Annotated in this window: 13 protein-coding genes; 3 read left to right on the top strand and 10 right to left on the bottom strand. The window is 68.8% G+C overall.

Annotated elements, in window-relative coordinates:
* Nucleotides 1–5 precede the first annotated feature (5 nt).
* From JO059_RS13075 to JO059_RS13090, 4 genes are all read right to left on the bottom strand, one after another.
* Complete coding sequence (locus tag JO059_RS13075; RefSeq protein ID WP_293319301.1) at nt 6–2,414, bottom strand: aerobic carbon-monoxide dehydrogenase large subunit; 2,409 nt, start codon at nt 2,412–2,414, stop codon at nt 6–8.
* Nucleotides 2,411–2,890: a (2Fe-2S)-binding protein gene (locus tag JO059_RS13080; protein WP_293319303.1), complete on the bottom strand. Its 480-nt coding sequence runs from the start codon at nt 2,888–2,890 to the stop codon at nt 2,411–2,413. Before JO059_RS13080 ends, JO059_RS13075 begins: the two co-directional genes overlap by 4 nt.
* Before the next feature lie 61 nt (nt 2,891–2,951).
* Nucleotides 2,952–3,830 (bottom strand): xanthine dehydrogenase family protein subunit M, encoded by an 879-nt coding sequence (locus JO059_RS13085; protein WP_293319305.1) that lies wholly within the window; start codon nt 3,828–3,830, stop codon nt 2,952–2,954.
* A 31-nt stretch (nt 3,831–3,861) separates the two neighbouring features.
* Nucleotides 3,862–5,037 (bottom strand): XdhC family protein, encoded by a 1,176-nt coding sequence (locus tag JO059_RS13090; RefSeq protein WP_293319307.1) that lies wholly within the window; start codon nt 5,035–5,037, stop codon nt 3,862–3,864.
* Between the two features lie 22 nt (nt 5,038–5,059).
* On the opposite strand from JO059_RS13090, the gene JO059_RS13095 reads away from it, so the two are divergent.
* The gene (locus tag JO059_RS13095; protein WP_293319309.1) at nt 5,060–6,025 is read left to right on the top strand and encodes a LysR family transcriptional regulator; all 966 of its coding nucleotides are present in this window, start codon (nt 5,060–5,062) and stop codon (nt 6,023–6,025) included.
* A 10-nt stretch (nt 6,026–6,035) separates the two neighbouring features.
* Here the strand turns inward: JO059_RS13095 and JO059_RS13100 are convergent, their stop codons facing one another.
* From JO059_RS13100 to clpB, 6 genes are all read right to left on the bottom strand, one after another.
* Nucleotides 6,036–6,680, bottom strand: coding sequence for an RNA methyltransferase (locus JO059_RS13100; RefSeq protein ID WP_293319311.1), 645 nt, complete (start codon nt 6,678–6,680; stop codon nt 6,036–6,038).
* Nucleotides 6,677–7,576, bottom strand: coding sequence for a hypothetical protein (locus JO059_RS13105; protein WP_293319313.1), 900 nt, complete (start codon nt 7,574–7,576; stop codon nt 6,677–6,679). Before JO059_RS13105 ends, JO059_RS13100 begins: the two co-directional genes overlap by 4 nt.
* A 151-nt stretch (nt 7,577–7,727) precedes the next feature.
* Nucleotides 7,728–8,276 carry an orotate phosphoribosyltransferase gene (gene pyrE / locus JO059_RS13110; RefSeq protein WP_293319315.1) on the bottom strand — a complete coding sequence of 183 codons (549 nt, stop codon included), beginning with the start codon at nt 8,274–8,276 and terminating at the stop codon, nt 7,728–7,730.
* Nucleotides 8,263–9,024, bottom strand: coding sequence for an SDR family oxidoreductase (locus tag JO059_RS13115; RefSeq protein WP_293319317.1), 762 nt, complete (start codon nt 9,022–9,024; stop codon nt 8,263–8,265). Before JO059_RS13115 ends, pyrE begins: the two co-directional genes overlap by 14 nt.
* Nucleotides 9,024–9,872: a trehalose monomycolate transport factor TtfA gene (gene ttfA, locus JO059_RS13120; RefSeq protein ID WP_293319319.1), complete on the bottom strand. Its 849-nt coding sequence runs from the start codon at nt 9,870–9,872 to the stop codon at nt 9,024–9,026. The genes JO059_RS13115 and ttfA overlap by 1 nt, the downstream gene beginning before the upstream one ends.
* 151 nt (nt 9,873–10,023) lie before the next feature.
* Nucleotides 10,024–12,582: an ATP-dependent chaperone ClpB gene (gene clpB, locus JO059_RS13125; RefSeq protein ID WP_293319321.1), complete on the bottom strand. Its 2,559-nt coding sequence runs from the start codon at nt 12,580–12,582 to the stop codon at nt 10,024–10,026.
* Between the two features lie 130 nt (nt 12,583–12,712).
* Between clpB and JO059_RS13130 the strand changes: the two genes are divergently transcribed.
* Complete coding sequence (locus JO059_RS13130) at nt 12,713–13,870, top strand: FAD-binding oxidoreductase (RefSeq protein ID WP_293319323.1); 1,158 nt, start codon at nt 12,713–12,715, stop codon at nt 13,868–13,870.
* Nucleotides 13,871–13,873: 3 nt separating this feature from the next.
* On the top strand, nt 13,874–14,764 hold the full coding sequence (locus tag JO059_RS13135) for an aldose 1-epimerase (protein WP_293319325.1): 891 nt from the start codon (nt 13,874–13,876) through the stop codon (nt 14,762–14,764).
* The last annotated feature ends 1 nt before the right edge of the window (nt 14,765 follow it).

The raw sequence follows: 14,765 nt of genomic DNA on the forward strand, positions 1-14,765 counted from the left end.
CCATATCAGATCGGCGGCCTCGCTCGGCCCTGCATCGCCTCCCAGACCCGGGATGGCGTCAGGGGCATGTCGACGTGCCGAATCCCCAACGGGCCCAATGCATCCACCACCGCGTTGACCACCGCCGGCGGCGATCCCACGGTGGCCGATTCGCCGATGCCCTTGGCGCCGATGGGGTGGTGTGGCGACGGCGTCACCGTGTACCCCGTCTCCAGGCGCGGCACCTCCATCGCGGTCGGGATCAGGTAGTCCATCAACGACCCGCCCAGGCAGTTGCCTTCCTCGTCGAAGGCGATCATCTCCATCAGCGCCATCCCGATGCCGTCGACGATGCCCCCGTGCACCTGGCCCTCGATGATCATCGGGTTGATGCGGGTGCCGCAGTCGTCGACCGCCAGGAAGCGCCGCACCTTGACCACCGCGGTGCGCGGATCGACGTCCACCACGCAGAAATACGCACCGTAGGGGTAGGTAAGATTTTCCGGGTTGTAGCAGACCTGGGCGTCCAGGCCGCCCTCGATGCCGTCGGGCAGCTCGCCGGCACCGTGCGCGCGCATCGCGACGTCCTGGATCGTCACCGACGCCGACGGGTCACCCTTGACCCTGAATGTGCCCTTCTCCCATTCCAAGTCGGCCACCGAGACCTCGAGCATGCCCGAGGCGATGATCTTTGCCTTGTCCCGGACCTTGCGGGCGACCAGTGCCGCCGCGCCGCCGGACACCGGCGTGGACCGACTGCCGTAGGTGCCCAGCCCGAACGGCGTCTGGTCGGTGTCGCCGTGCACCACCTCGATGTCGTCGGGCGGGATGCCCAGCTCCTCGGCGACAATTTGGGCGAACGTCGTCTCGTGTCCCTGACCCTGCGTTTGAACCGACAGCCGCACAACGGCTTTGCCCGTCGGGTGCACGCGCAGCTCACACCCGTCGGCCATACCGAGACCGAGGATGTCCATGTCCTTGCGCGGGCCAGCGCCGACGGCTTCCGTAAAGAACGACATGCCGATGCCCATCAGCTCGCCGCGGGCCCTCCGCTCCTTCTGCTCGGCGCGCAGCGCGTCGTAGCCGATCATGTCCATGGCCTTGCGCATGGTGGCCTCGTAATCACCCGAGTCGTACACCCAGCCGGTCTTGCTGTGGTACGGAAACTGCTCGGGCCGCAGCAGGTTTCGCAACCGCAGCTCGGCCGGATCCATCTGGAGCTCGAAGGCCAGGCAGTCCACCAGTCGTTCGACGAAGTACACCGCCTCGGTGATCCGGAACGAACACGCGTAGGCCACGCCGCCCGGAGCCTTGTTCGTGTACACCGCGGTCATGTGGCAATACGCGGCCTCCAGGTCGTAGCTGCCCGTGAACACCCCGAAGAAGCCGGCCGGGTACTTCGTCGGCGCCGCCTGACCGTTGAACGCGCCATGATCGGCCAGGACGTTGGACCGGATGGCCAGGATCTTCCCGTCGTCGGTGGCGGCGATCTCGCCGACCATGATGTAGTCGCGCGCGAAGCTGGTGGCCGTCAGGTTCTCGCTGCGGTCCTCCATCCATTTGACCGGCTTACCCAGCAGCAGCGAGCCGACGATCGCGCACACGTAGCCGGGGTAGATCGGCACCTTGTTGCCGAAACCGCCGCCGATATCAGGCGAGACGACGCGGATCTTGTGTTCGGGAAGACCGGCGACCAACGCGTACAGGGTGCGGTGCGCGTGCGGAGCCTGGGAGGTGGTCCACAGCGTCAGCTTGCCGGTCACCGGATCCAGATCGGCCACGGCGCCGCAGGTCTCCATCGGCGCGGGATGCACCCGGGGGTACACGATCTCCTGCTTGACGACGACGTCGGCGTGCGCGAACGCCGCCTCCGTGGCGGCCGCGTCACCGGTCTCCCAGTCGAAGATGTGGTTGTCGGTCTTGCCGTCGAGGTCGGTGCGGATCACCGGCGCCGACGGATCGAGCGCCATGCGGGCATCGACGACCGGGTCCAGCGGGTCGTAGTCGACGTCGATCAGCTCCAGTGCGTCCCGGGCCGAATACCGGTCCTCGGCAACGACGAACGCCACCTCCTGTCCCTGGAAGCGCACCTTATCGGTGGCGAGCACCGCCTGCACGTCGTTGGACAGCGTCGGCATCCACGCCAGGCCCTTCTCGGCCAGGTCCGCGCCCGTCACGACCGCCTTGACCTTTGGATGGGCAAGGGCCGCGGTCACATCGATGCCGGCGATGAGGGCGTGCGCGTACGGCGAGCGCAGAATCGCCAAATGCAGCATGCCGGGCAGGACGATGTCATCGACGTAAGTGCCCCGCCCGCGGATGAACCGGGGATCCTCCTTGCGGAGCATCCGCCCATGGCCGCAAGGCTTTTGGTCGTTGTCCGCGGTGTCTTCCGGTGAGGGCGGGCTGGACGCCCCTTCCTTGAACGTCGTCATGACGTGGCCGCCTCTGTTGCGTGTTGTGCGGCCCATTGAATGGACCGCACGATGGTGGTGTATCCGGTGCACCGGCAGATCTGCCCGGAAATCGCCTCCCGGATGGTCTGCTCGTCGGGGTTGGGGTCGCGGTCCAGCAGGGCGCGGGCGGTGATCATCATTCCCGGTGTGCAGAAGCCGCACTGCAGCCCGTGGCAGCGCATGAACCCTTCCTGGATCGGATCCAGGGTGCCGTCCGGTCCCGCCAACCCTTCTACGGTCCGCACGCTGTGCCCGGACGCCATTACGGCCAGCATCGTGCAGGATTTCACCGGCACGCCGTCCACATCGACCACGCAGGTTCCGCAGTTGCTGGTGTCGCAACCCCAGTGGGTTCCGGTGAGCCGCAATTGATCTCGCAGGAAGTGCACCAGCAGCATCCGTGGTTCCACGTCGGCGGTCACCTGCTCGCCGTTGACGATCATGTTGACTTGCATGGCGCCTCTCCTTTCTGGTGGTGACCCGCTGCGCCCGGCTTCGCCGCGCTTGCGATCACCACTAGCTCCCTTGTTCGCGCACCCGTTCGGCGGCAGTGCGCAGGGTGCGGATGGTCAGCTCGGAGGCCAGGTGGCGCTTGTAGTCGGCGGTGCCGCGGACGTCGGTCACCGGCTCGCAGGCCGCGGCGGCGAGGTGGCCTGCCTCGGCGAACGTCTCGTCGGTGGCAGGCCGGCCCACCAGCGCCGCGGAAAGCTCGACCAGCGCGGCCCGGTCGGGGTTGACCGCGGTCAGGCCCACCCGCGCGGCCACAATGCCGGTGCCGTCGAGCGTGATGGCCGCCCCGGCGGCCGTCACCGCCCAGTCGCCGACCCGGCGCTCCACCTTGGCGTAGGCGCTGGAGGTGTTGAGCCGCACCGGGATTCGGGCCTCGACCAGGATCTCGTTGTGCGCCAGGGTGGTCTCGTACGGCCCGGCGACGAAATCGTCGATCGGTATTTCGCGCTCGCCCGCCGGTCCGCGGGCCAGGCACACCGCGTCCAGCACGGCGCAGACCGTGACCAGGTCCTCGGCGGGGTCCGCCTGGCACAGCGAGCCGCCGAGTGTGCCGCGATTGCGGACCACCGGGTCGGCGATCACGCGCTCGGCGTCGCGGAAGATCGGACAGACCGCGGCCAGGGTGTCGGACTCCAGGATCTCGCGGTGCCGCGTCATGGCGCCGATGCGCACCAGGGTCGGATCGGTGATGACGTATCCGAGTTCGGGTGCCAGGTCGTTGATGTCGACGAGGTATTCGGGGTTGGCGATGCGCAGTTTCATCATGGGCAGCAGGCTGTGCCCGCCGGCGATGACGCGCGCCCCCTCCCCCAGCCGGTCCAGCAGCCCAACGGCGTGGTCGACGCTGGTCGCACGTTCGTATTCGAAGGGGCCAGGTACTTGCATGGGAGCAGTGTGGTCGGCGTCACACTGTGCGTCAATGCCGAGTTAAGTGATCGCTGAACTTGCTCTCTACCTGCGGCTCCGGCGCGTCGTGGTGGATCCGTCCCGCTGTCTCGGCCAGCGGACGTCCCCCGCCGCCCCAGCGCTTGGCGATGATGTCCGCGGCGATCGACACGGCGGTCTCCTCCGGGGTGCGCGCGCCGAGGTCCAGTCCGATGGGGCTGGAAAGCCGGCCCAGCTCGGCATCGGTCAGCCCGGCGGCCCGCAGCCTGACCATCCGGTCGCCATGGGTGCGGCGCGATCCCATCGCGCCCACATATCCGACCCCCAGTCGCAGCGCCACCTCGAGCACCGGTACGTCGAACTTCGGGTCGTGGGTGAGCACGCAGATCACCGTGTTCTCGTCGATGGCCCCGGCCTCCGCCTGGGCCGCGAGGTAGCGGTGGGGCCACTCGACGACGACCTCGTCGGCCGTCGGGAAGCGCACCGGCGTGGCGAAGACCGCGCGCGCGTCGCACACGGTCACCCGGTAGCCGAGGAACGACCCCTGTCGCGCCAGGGCGGCGGCGAAGTCGATGGCACCGAACACCAACATGCGCGGGCGCGGCGCGTAGCTGGACACGAAGACCTCCATGCCTTCCCCGAGTCGCTGCCCGTCGGGTCCGTACTCGATGACTTCGCTGCGGCCCACGGCCAGCAGGCCGCGCGCGTCGTCGGCGACCGCGGCGTCGGCACGCGCGGCACCCAGCGATCCCACCGTTGGTCTGTCGGGATTGGGCCGGATGACGAGCCGGCGGCCAACCCGGGACGCGTCGGCGTGGGCGATGACGGTCGCGATCGCCACCGGGCGGTGCTCGTCGATGTCCTCGGCCAGCGCGCCGAGTTCGGGGAACGTCGCCTGCGAGATCGACTCGACGAAGACGTCGATGACGCCGCCGCACGTCAGGCCGACCGCGAAGGCGTCACCATCGCTGACCCCGTACCGTGCCAGCCTCGGCGAGCCGGTCTGGGCGACCTCGATGGCGAGTTCGTACACCGCACCCTCGACGCAACCACCCGACACCGAGCCGGTCACCGAACCATCCGGTGCCACCACCATCGACGCACCCGGCTGCCGGGGGGCGGACTTATAGGTTCGCACCACCGTTGCCAGCGCCGCGATCTGACCGCCACGCCAGATCGACATCAGCTCGGCAAGCACGTCGCGCACCCATCCAACGTAGGCTCGTTTCATGACCCCGGCTCAACTTCGGGCCTTTTCGGCGGTGGTTCGACTGGGCTCGGTGCGAGCCGCCGCGGCGGAGTTGGGGGTTTCCGACGCCGGAGTCTCGATGCTGGTGGCGTCGCTGCGCAAGGAACTGGACGACCCGCTGTTCACGCGGACGGGAGCCGGGCTGGCGTTCACCCCCGGCGGGCTCCGGCTGGCCAGCCGCGCGGTCGAAATCCTGGGTCTGCAACAACAAACCGCGATCGAGGTGACCGAGGCCGCCCACGGGCGCCGGCTGCTGCGCATCGCCGCCTCCAGCGCGTTCGCCGAACACGCGGCGCCCGGCCTGATCGAGCTTTTCTCGTCGCGGGCGGACGACCTGTCGGTGGAGTTGAGCGTGCACCCGACGAGCCGGTTCCGTGACCTGATCTGCTCGCGCGCGGTCGACATCGCGATCGGCCCGGCGAGCGAGAGCTGCATCGCTGCGGACGAATCGATCTTCCTGCGGCCCTTTCTGAAATATCAGATCATCGCCGTTGCGGCGCCGAACAGCCCACTGGCCGCGGGCATTCCGACACCGGCGCTGCTGCGCCAGCAGCAGTGGATGCTTGGGCCGTCGGCGGGCAGTGTGGACGGTGAAATCGCAAACATGCTGCGGGACTTGGCTATTCCGGAGTCACAGCAACGGATCTTCCAAAGCGACGCCGCCGCGCTCGAGGAGGTCCAGCGCGTCGGCGGTGTCACGCTCACGATCGGTTTCGCTGTCGCCAAGGACCTCGCGGCGGGACGCTTGACGCACGTGACGGGTCCGCGGCTGGACAGGTCGGGCGAATGGTGCGCGGCGACGTTGGCGCCGGCGGCGCGCCAGCCCGCGGTGTCGGAACTGGTCCGCTTCATCACCACACCGCGGTGCACCCAGGCGATGATCCGCGGATCCGGCGTCGGCGTGACCCGGTTTCGCCCCAAGGTGCACGTCACCCTCTGGAGCTGACGCGCCGCGTTCACCACGCGCGGGACAGGTCTGCGTGCCGGCGGATCCAGGCATGCATCGCGATCCCGGCGGCGACGCCGGCATTGATGCTGCGCGTCGAGCCGAACTGGGCGATCGACACCGTAAGCGCCGCGCCGGCCCGGATGTCGCCGGTGATGCCGGGGCCCTCCTGACCGAACACCAGCAGGCAGTCCCGCGGCAGCGCCGTCTCCTCCAGCCGCGCCGCGCCCGGGACGTTGTCGACGGCCACCACGGTCAGATCGGCCTCGGCCGCGAAGTCCAGCAGGTCCGCTGTGCCGTCGTGGTGGCACAGCCGCTGATAACGATCGGTCACCATGGCGCCGCGCCGATTCCACCGCCGCCGCCCGACGATGTGGACGGTGTGCACCGCGAAGGCGTTGGCGGTGCGCACCACGGAACCGATGTTCGCGTCGTGGCCGAAGTTCTCGATGGCCACGTGCAGCGGATGCCGACGTTGGTCGATGTCGGCGATGATCGCTTCCCGGGTCCAGTAGCGGTAGGCGTCGACGACGTTGCGAGTATCGCCCTCCCGCAACAGGTCTGGATCGTATCGCGGGTCATCGGGCGGGTCGCCCACCCACGGCCCGACGCCGCCCGCCGATATGCCCCATTCGGTGGGACCGGGTTCGCTCATCGTTGCGTCCACACACCGGCGTGGGTGCCGTCGATGGCCACCGTCGCGTACAGCAACGCCTCGTTGATTTCCCCCTGGGTGCAAAGCGAGGCGTTGACGTGGACCGAGTCCAGCGCGGCATCGGGCAGGATCAGCACCGAGGACCCGTACGCCGCGCACGCCGGGTTCAATCCCCGGCCGGGCAGGGTCGGCGAGGCGAGCAGCATCATCGGGCCGCCCCGGGTGGCGGAGTCGTCGCGATAGCGGGCCGCGATCGCGTCGGCCTCCAGTCCTAACAGCATGTAGCCGTTGCCGGTGAATGCGGCGGGGTCGCCGAGCTGCGCCTTGGTCACCGGGGTGCCGTCGGCGCGCCACGCCGACAGGCTGACAGTCTTGACCACCAGGCCGGTGTCGTTGCCATTCGTCGGCGGCAATCCCACCGGAAACGCCGCCGGGTACGCCGCCGAGGTGTTCGGGATCCGGTCTCGGGGCGAATAGCCGTACACCCCGCGGACCTGACTTCGATCCTTAAGCGGCCCAAGGCAAACCGAGCCCGTGAGCCGGTCCGGCGGCGCCGACAACGGCGACCGAAGGTCGTGCAGGCCGGCGGTGGCGTTGTCGCAGCTGCCCAACCCGTTGGCCTCCAGGGGATGCGCCAGCGCGCCGTAGAGGCCGAAGCGGATGTCCTCGGGCTTGGCGTGCGGCGCCTTGGGATCCGCCGGGGACGCATCGACATCGATCAGCACGTAATCGCCGTCCCAGCGCAGATTCGACACCGCCATGTTCCAGCCGAGCAGCGCCAGCGATTCACCGAGCCGCGCTCCCTGGGCACCGTAAGGCCGAACCGGATGGCCCGCGTCCGAGCACCCCACCAGGCAAGCCACCAGCCACAAGACCGGGACGATTACGCGGCGCATGGCGTGCTTCAGCGGCCCGAATCCCGGTTACCGGGCCTTCGGGGCCTTCGGGGCCTTTGCCGCTGTGCGGCAGGCACCACCGAGGTCGGCCGCCGAAGATAGCGCCGAGGCATGTGGGACGATCGGTGCATCTGATAACCCCGCCGGCGGCCTAGCCCAGCCCCAGATCGGCAAGCCCCAGCAGGCTGCGGTACGACAGCCCCTCCGCTTGAATGGCCTCGGCGGCGCCGGTGGCGCGGTCCACCACCGTGGCCACGCCGATCACATGTCCGCCGCCGTTTTGGACGGCACGCACCGCCGTCAACGCCGATGTGCCCGTGGTGCTGGTGTCCTCGACCACCAGCGCCCGCTGACCGGCGACCTCGGATCCTTCGATAAGCCGTTGCAAGCCATGGGTTTTCGCGGATTTACGCACGACGAACGCGTCGATCGGACGGCCCGGCGCATGCATGATGGCCGTCGCGACCGGGTCGGCCCCCAAGGTCAGGCCGCCGACCACCGCGTAATCCCAATCGCCGGTGAGTTCACGCATCAGCCTGCCGATCAACGCGGAGGCACGGTGATGCAGGGTCGCGCGGCGCAGGTCGACGTAGTAGTCGGCCTCCTTGCCGGACGACAGCGTGACGCGGCCGTGCACCACCGACAGGCGCCGCACCAGCTCGGCGAGCTCCTCGCGGGAGTCGCCTTCACCCACGGCCAACTCGTTTGGTCACTGCCCGCAGCAGGTCCCGGGGCATCATCCGCCCCGCGGTGACGATCCCCTTGTATTGCAGTCCCGGGATGCTGATCACCTTGCCGCGGGCGATATCGGCCAGGCTCTGCCTGACCACATCGTCGACCTCGAGCCACATAAACGATGGCAGGCCGGCCATGTCCATGCCTGCCCTGGTGTGAAATTCAGTGTGTACGAACCCCGGACACACCGCGTGCACACCGACGCCGGTCCCCTGCAAGTCGGCGGCCAAGCCCTCGCTGAACGAGATCACCCACGCCTTGGACGCCGAGTAGGTGGGCGCCCTCCCCCCGAGCAGCCCGGCAACGCTGGCGATGTTGATGACCGTCCCTTCGCCGGCGGCGAGCATCGCCGGCAGCGCGGCCCGGGTGAGGTGCATGACCGCCGTCACGTTGACGTCGAGCTGCGCCTGCAACACACCGGGATCGGCGGTCCAGAATTCAGCCGACGTGCCGAAGCCGGCGTTGTTCACGAGCACACGCACTCCGGCGGCCAGGCGGTCGGCGACCTTGCGACGGTCGGCTGCATCGGCCAGGTCCGCGGGCAGGACCTCGACCCTGCACGCCCGGCCCTCAAGCTCGGCGGCGAGCTTGGTCAACCGGTCGACGTCGCGGGCGACCAAAACCAGGTCATAGCCGTCGGCCGCGAAACGCCGTGCGTAGCCGGCACCAATCCCCGACGTAGGCCCGGTGATGAGGGCTACAGGGCGAGGCATCAGCGCTGGTAATTGCTGGCCTGACGGCCGTTGCGCCCAACTTGCGGCGGGCGACTCTGTTCCCGGCGCACCGGCTCGGGTGCGCGGCGCTCCGCCTGAATGTCCGGGCCGAGTAACCCGGCAACATCCTGCTGTGCGCGCCCGGGTGGCAACTCCACGCGACCCGCCGGCGCCAACGGCCGGCTAGGTGCGGCGTTGCGCAGCACCGACGGCGCACCCTCCTTTTGAAGGGTCTCCTCGGGCACCGGCGGCAACACCCGCAGGAGGTCGTTGAACTGGCGCACGGTGCGCAGGCCCTCATCCCATTGGGCACGCGTGCTCGACACCGGCATGGCAACCAATGTCCAGTTCTGCTCGTTCCACATGATCTCGGCGGAGTCCGGCGCGGTGTGTGCGAACGTGACCATGCGGCGGTCGCAGGCCCGCCGGGCCGCGTCGAGATTGGTGGAGTACACCATGCGCGGCCCGATCGCCCCCAGCAACCAGATGTCGTTCTCCCGCGGTTCCTTCAGTCCCTTGAGCCGCAGGTCGACCACCACGTTGGTGCCCACCTTGCGGTGCAGCGCGATCACGGTGGCGACCTCCTCGAGGTCGAAGATGTAGACCGCCTCGCCGCGGATCTGGCCCAGCACGACGTTATGGGCGGGAACGTCGCCCACCGTCGAGATCACGCCGCGCTTCCAGCGCTTGAGGATGTCGGTGGATTCGCGTTCGTAATCGAATCCGTGCGAGCGCGCCCACGACTTTCGGCGCCTGCTGCGCCCGCGGCGGCGGTCGATATCCACGTACAGCAGCACCACCGCACCGACAAAGCACAGTGCGGACAGCGTGAACCAGAGCGGGACCATTCCAGACAGGGTATCTGCTGTGGGGCCGGAATACAGAAACCGGCCAGGTCACAACCCCGTCACGGGTCGTCACGATCGCGAGCGCGCCGAACGTCGACTTGCGGGGCGATTCCGGATGAAATGCCGACCACAGTCGACGTTGGATCCCGACTCAGCCCAGGATCAGCGAGTCGCCGTCCGGGCTGACGTTCACCGGCACGGTGTCCCCGTCATGCACATCGCCGGCCAGCAACTGCTTGGCCAACTGGTCGCCGATGGCCTGCTGCACCAGCCTGCGCAACGGCCGAGCGCCGTACACGGGGTCGAATCCGCGCTGGGCCAGCCAGCGCTTGGCCGGCAGCGACACCTCCAGCTGCAGCCGCCGTTGCGCCAGGCGCTTGGCCAGCTGCTCGAGCTGAATGTCGACGATCTGCACCAGTTCTTCGGGGTTGAGGCCCTCGAAGATCAGCACGTCGTCGAGCCGGTTGATGAACTCGGGCTTGAACGCCGAGCGCACGGCCGCCATCACCTGCTCCTCGCTGCCGCCCGAACCGAGGTTGGACGTGAGGATCAGGATCGCGTTGCGGAAGTCGACCGTGCGGCCCTGCCCGTCGGTGAGCCGGCCCTCGTCGAGGACCTGCAGCAGCACGTCGAACACATCCGGGTGCGCCTTCTCGATCTCGTCAAACAGCACCACCGTGTAGGGCCGCCGGCGCACCGCCTCGGTCAGCTGGCCGCCGGACTCGTAGCCGACGTAGCCCGGCGGGGCGCCGATCAACCGGGCCACCGAGTGCCGCTCGCCGTACTCGCTCATGTCGATGCGAACCATGGCGCGCTCGTCGTCGAACAGGAACTCGGCCAGCGCCTTGGCCAGCTCGGTCTTGCCGACGCCGGTGGGGCCGAGGAACATGAACGCCCCGGTGGGCCGGTTCGGGTCGGCGACGCCGGCCCGGGAACGCCGCACGGCGTCGGACACGGCCTGCACGGCCTTCTTCTGCCCGACGACGCGCTTGCCCAGCTCGTCCTCCATCCGCAGCAGCTTGGCGGTCTCGCCCTCGAGCAGCCGGCCGGCCGGGATGCCGGTCCACGCCGACACCACGTCGGCGATGTCGTCCGGGCCGACCTCCTCCTTGAGCATCACCTTCTCGCGGGCTGTGCCGCTGCCGGCGGCCAAAGGTACTGCGGCGTCGAGCTTCTTCTCCACTTCCGGGATGCGCCCGTAGCGCAGCTCGGCGGCCTTGGCCAGGTCGCCGTCCCGCTCGGCCCGCTCGGACTCGCCGCGCAGCGTCTCCAGCCGCTCCTTGAGCTCGCGGACGGTGTCGATGGCGTTCTTCTCGTTCTGCCAGCGGGTGGTCAGCTCGGCCAGTTCTTCCTTCTTGTCGGCCAGCTCGGCGCGCAGCTTCTCCAGCCGTTCCTTGGACGCCTCGTCCTCTTCCTTGGCCAGCGCCATCTCTTCGATCTCCAGCCGGCGGACCAGCCGCTCGACCTCGTCGATCTCGACCGGGCGGGAGTCGATCTCCATCCGCAGCCGGCTGGCCGCCTCGTCGACCAGGTCGATCGCCTTGTCCGGGAGGAACCGCGCGGTGATGTAGCGGTCGCTCAGCGAGGCCGCCGCGACCAGCGCCGAGTCGGTGATGCGCACACCGTGGTGCACCTCGTAGCGCTCCTTGAGCCCGCGCAGGATGCCGACGGTGTCCTCCACCGACGGCTCGCCGACGAACACCTGCTGGAAGCGCCGCTCGAGTGCGGCGTCCTTCTCGATGTACTTGCGGTACTCGTCGAGCGTGGTGGCACCCACCAGCCGCAGTTCGCCGCGGGCCAGCATCGGCTTGATCATGTTGCCGGCGTCCATCGCCGACTCACCCGTCGCACCGGCGCCGACGATGGTGTGCAGCTCGTCGATGAACGTGATGATCTGGCCGGCGGAGTTCTTGATGTCGTCGAGCACGGCCTTGAGCCGTTCCTCGAATTCGCCGCGGTATTTGGCCCCGGCCACCATCGACCCGAGGTCCAGGGCAATGACCGTCTTGTCGCGCAGGCTCTCCGGCACGTCGCCGGCGACGATGCGCTGGGCCAGGCCCTCCACGATCGCCGTCTTACCGACGCCCGGCTCGCCGATGAGCACCGGGTTGTTCTTGGTGCGACGGGACAGCACCTGAACGACGCGCCGAATCTCGTTGTCCCGTCCGATGACCGGGTCGAGTTTGCCGTCCCGGGCCCGGGCGGTCAGGTCGGTCGAGTACTTCTCCAGCGCCTGGTAGGTGGCCTCCGGGTCGGCGCTGGTGACCCGCGCGCTGCCGCGCACCTTGACGAACGCCTCCCGCAGCGCCTGCGGGGACGCCCCGTGTCCGGTGAGCAGCTTGGCGACGTCGGAGTCGCCGGTGGCCAGGCCCACCATGAGGTGCTCGGTGGAGACGAATTCGTCGTCCATCTCGGTGGCAAGCTGCTGAGCCGTGGTGATGGCCGCCAGCGATTCGCGGGACAGCTGCGGTTGCGAGCTGGCGCCGCTGGTCTGCGGCAGCCGATCCAGAATTCGCTGCGCTTCGGCGCGAATGGCGGCGGGCTCGACGCCGACAGCCTCCAGCAGCGGCGCCGCGATCCCGTCGTTCTGGGTCAGCAGCGCCAGCAGCAGGTGCGCGGGCCTGATCTCGGGATTGCCGGCGGCCGAGGCCGCCTGCAGGGCCGACGTCAGGGCCGCCTGGGTCTTGGTTGTCGGGTTGAAAGAGTCCACGAGACCTCCATTCGGTCAAAAAGGTGGGCGTTAAAATGCTTCTCGCGTTGTTCAACGCCGTCAAGGTTGAGTCTGTTCCGCTCAAGTCTGCCGGATTCTGCGAGAGCGCGAAAGCCTACAATCGAGGCCCGTGAGCCTTGACGACCGGAACGCGCTCGGGGTGCTGCGCGACGCCTTCAAGGCAGACGACGATCTCGTGCACCGGTTCTATACCCGCTGGTTCGCACTCGACCCCTCGGTGCGCGATCTGTTTCCCCCCGAAATGGCAGCCCAGCGAGCGGCCTTCGCGCACGCCCTGCACTGGGTGTATGGGGAACTGGTCGCTCAGCGCGCCGCGGAACCGGTCGCCTTCCTGGCCCAGCTCGGGCGCGACCACCGCAAATACGGGGTGCTGCCGGGCCACTACGACACGTTGCGCCGCGCCCTTTATGCGACGCTGCGGAACCATCTGGGAAGAGCATGGTCCGATTCCGTCGACGCGGCGGCCGCTTCCTCACTCAACCTGATCACCGGCGTGATGAGCGGGGCCGCGCAGGCAGACGAGGGACCCGCCTGGTGGGACGGCACAGTGATCGAGCATCTGCGGGTTTCGCGCGACCTCGCCGTTGTCCGGCTGCAACTGGACCGCCCGATGCACTACCACCCCGGGCAGTACGTCAACGTCCATGTTCCGCAGTGCCCGCGCCGCTGGCGTTATCTGAGCCCCGCGATTCCGGCCGACCCGAACGGCGGCATCGAGTTCCATGTCCGCATGGTGCCCGGCGGCCTGGTCAGCACCGCCGTCGTCGACGAAACCCGCCTCGGCGACCGATGGCGCATGTCCGCTCCGCACGGCGGACTGCGGGTCGACCGGTCGGGCGGCGACGTGCTGATGGTCGCGGGTAGCACCGGCCTGGCCCCGCTGCGGGCGCTGATCATGGACCTCAGTCGTTACGCTGAGAACCCGCGCGTGCACCTCTTCTTCGGCGCGCGTTACCCCTGCGAGCTCTATGACCTGCCCACGCTGTGGCAGGTCGCGCAGCACAATCCGTGGCTGTCCGTCTCGCCGGTTTCCGAGTACAGCCGCGACCCGTCGTGGGCGGCCGACTATCCGGAGGTCACCCCGCCGCGCGGCCTGCATGTGCGCCAGACCGGCCGGCTCCCCGAGGTGGTGACCACATACGGCGGCTGGGGCGATCGGCAGATCCTGATCTGCGGCGGGCCGGCCATGGTCCGGGCGACGAAAGCCGCTTTGGTCGCCAAAGGCGCTCCGCTGCAACGTATCCAGCACGATCCGCTATCGAGGTAGGCCATGCATATCGTCACACTGACCGACCCGTCCGCACCGGTGGCCGCGCAGTTCGTGCCCGAGGCCGGCATGATCGGCATCTCGCTGACCGACGCCGGCGTGGAGCTGCTCGGCCAACGGCGCGGCCTGGACGCCTATATCAGCGCCGGCAAGACGATGGGCATCCCGATCCTGTATCCGTGGGCGAATCGATTGGGCGCCAACACCTATACCGCCGAGCACGTGACGGTCACGCTGACCCCGGGCGAAAACCACGTTCGTCCGGACCCCAACGGCTTGCCCATCCACGGCGTGCTGGCCGCCTATCCGGGTTGGCGAGTGACCGCGCAATCGGAGAACGAGCTGACCGCCGAGGTGGACTTCGGCGATGACCCGGGATTGCTCGCCAGCTTCCCGTACCCGCATGTGCTCACGATCGCCGTGCGCCTGGCCGATCGGACGCTGACGGTTCGGACGACGGTCACCGCGACCGGCGACCGGGCGGTTCCGCTGTGCTTTGGCTTCCACCCCTACCTGCGCCTACCCGGCGTGGCCCGCGGCGAATGGATCATCGAGACGCCGCCGCTGCGGCATTTGCGCCTCGATGACCGAGGACTGCCCACCGGGGAAACCAACCCCCAGCCTGCCATCCAGGAGCCGTTGGGAGACAAGGGCTTCGACGACGCCTACGACCAAGTGCCCCACGGCGCGGTGTTCGCCGTATCCGGCGGCGGGCGCCGGCTGGAGGTGCATTTCGAACACGGCTATCCGGCGGCGCAAATCTTCGCTCCGCCGGCGGAGGACCTGGTCTGCTTCGAGCCGATGGCCGCACCTACCGACGCGTTGCGCCGCGGCGGCTACCGGACCGCGCGTCCTTGCGAACCGGCGGCGACGCAGTTCTCCATCCGCGTCTAGC

Source organism: Mycobacterium sp., from assembly GCF_019247615.1.
GTDB lineage: Bacteria > Actinomycetota > Actinomycetes > Mycobacteriales > Mycobacteriaceae > Mycobacterium.

Excerpts from the sequence above, each read along its gene's own strand:
- JO059_RS13075 (WP_293319301.1), bottom strand. The coding sequence starts at position 2,414 with ATGACGACGTTCAAGGAAGGGGCGTCCAGCCCGCCCTCACCGGAAGAC.
- JO059_RS13080 (WP_293319303.1), bottom strand. The coding sequence starts at position 2,890 with ATGCAAGTCAACATGATCGTCAACGGCGAGCAGGTGACCGCCGACGTG.
- JO059_RS13085 (WP_293319305.1), bottom strand. The coding sequence starts at position 3,830 with ATGCAAGTACCTGGCCCCTTCGAATACGAACGTGCGACCAGCGTCGAC.
- JO059_RS13095 (WP_293319309.1), top strand. The coding sequence starts at position 5,060 with ATGACCCCGGCTCAACTTCGGGCCTTTTCGGCGGTGGTTCGACTGGGC.
- JO059_RS13100 (WP_293319311.1), bottom strand. The coding sequence starts at position 6,680 with ATGAGCGAACCCGGTCCCACCGAATGGGGCATATCGGCGGGCGGCGTC.
- JO059_RS13105 (WP_293319313.1), bottom strand. The coding sequence starts at position 7,576 with ATGCGCCGCGTAATCGTCCCGGTCTTGTGGCTGGTGGCTTGCCTGGTG.
- JO059_RS13115 (WP_293319317.1), bottom strand. The coding sequence starts at position 9,024 with ATGCCTCGCCCTGTAGCCCTCATCACCGGGCCTACGTCGGGGATTGGT.
- ttfA (WP_293319319.1), bottom strand. The coding sequence starts at position 9,872 with ATGGTCCCGCTCTGGTTCACGCTGTCCGCACTGTGCTTTGTCGGTGCG.
- JO059_RS13135 (WP_293319325.1), top strand. The coding sequence starts at position 13,874 with ATGCATATCGTCACACTGACCGACCCGTCCGCACCGGTGGCCGCGCAG.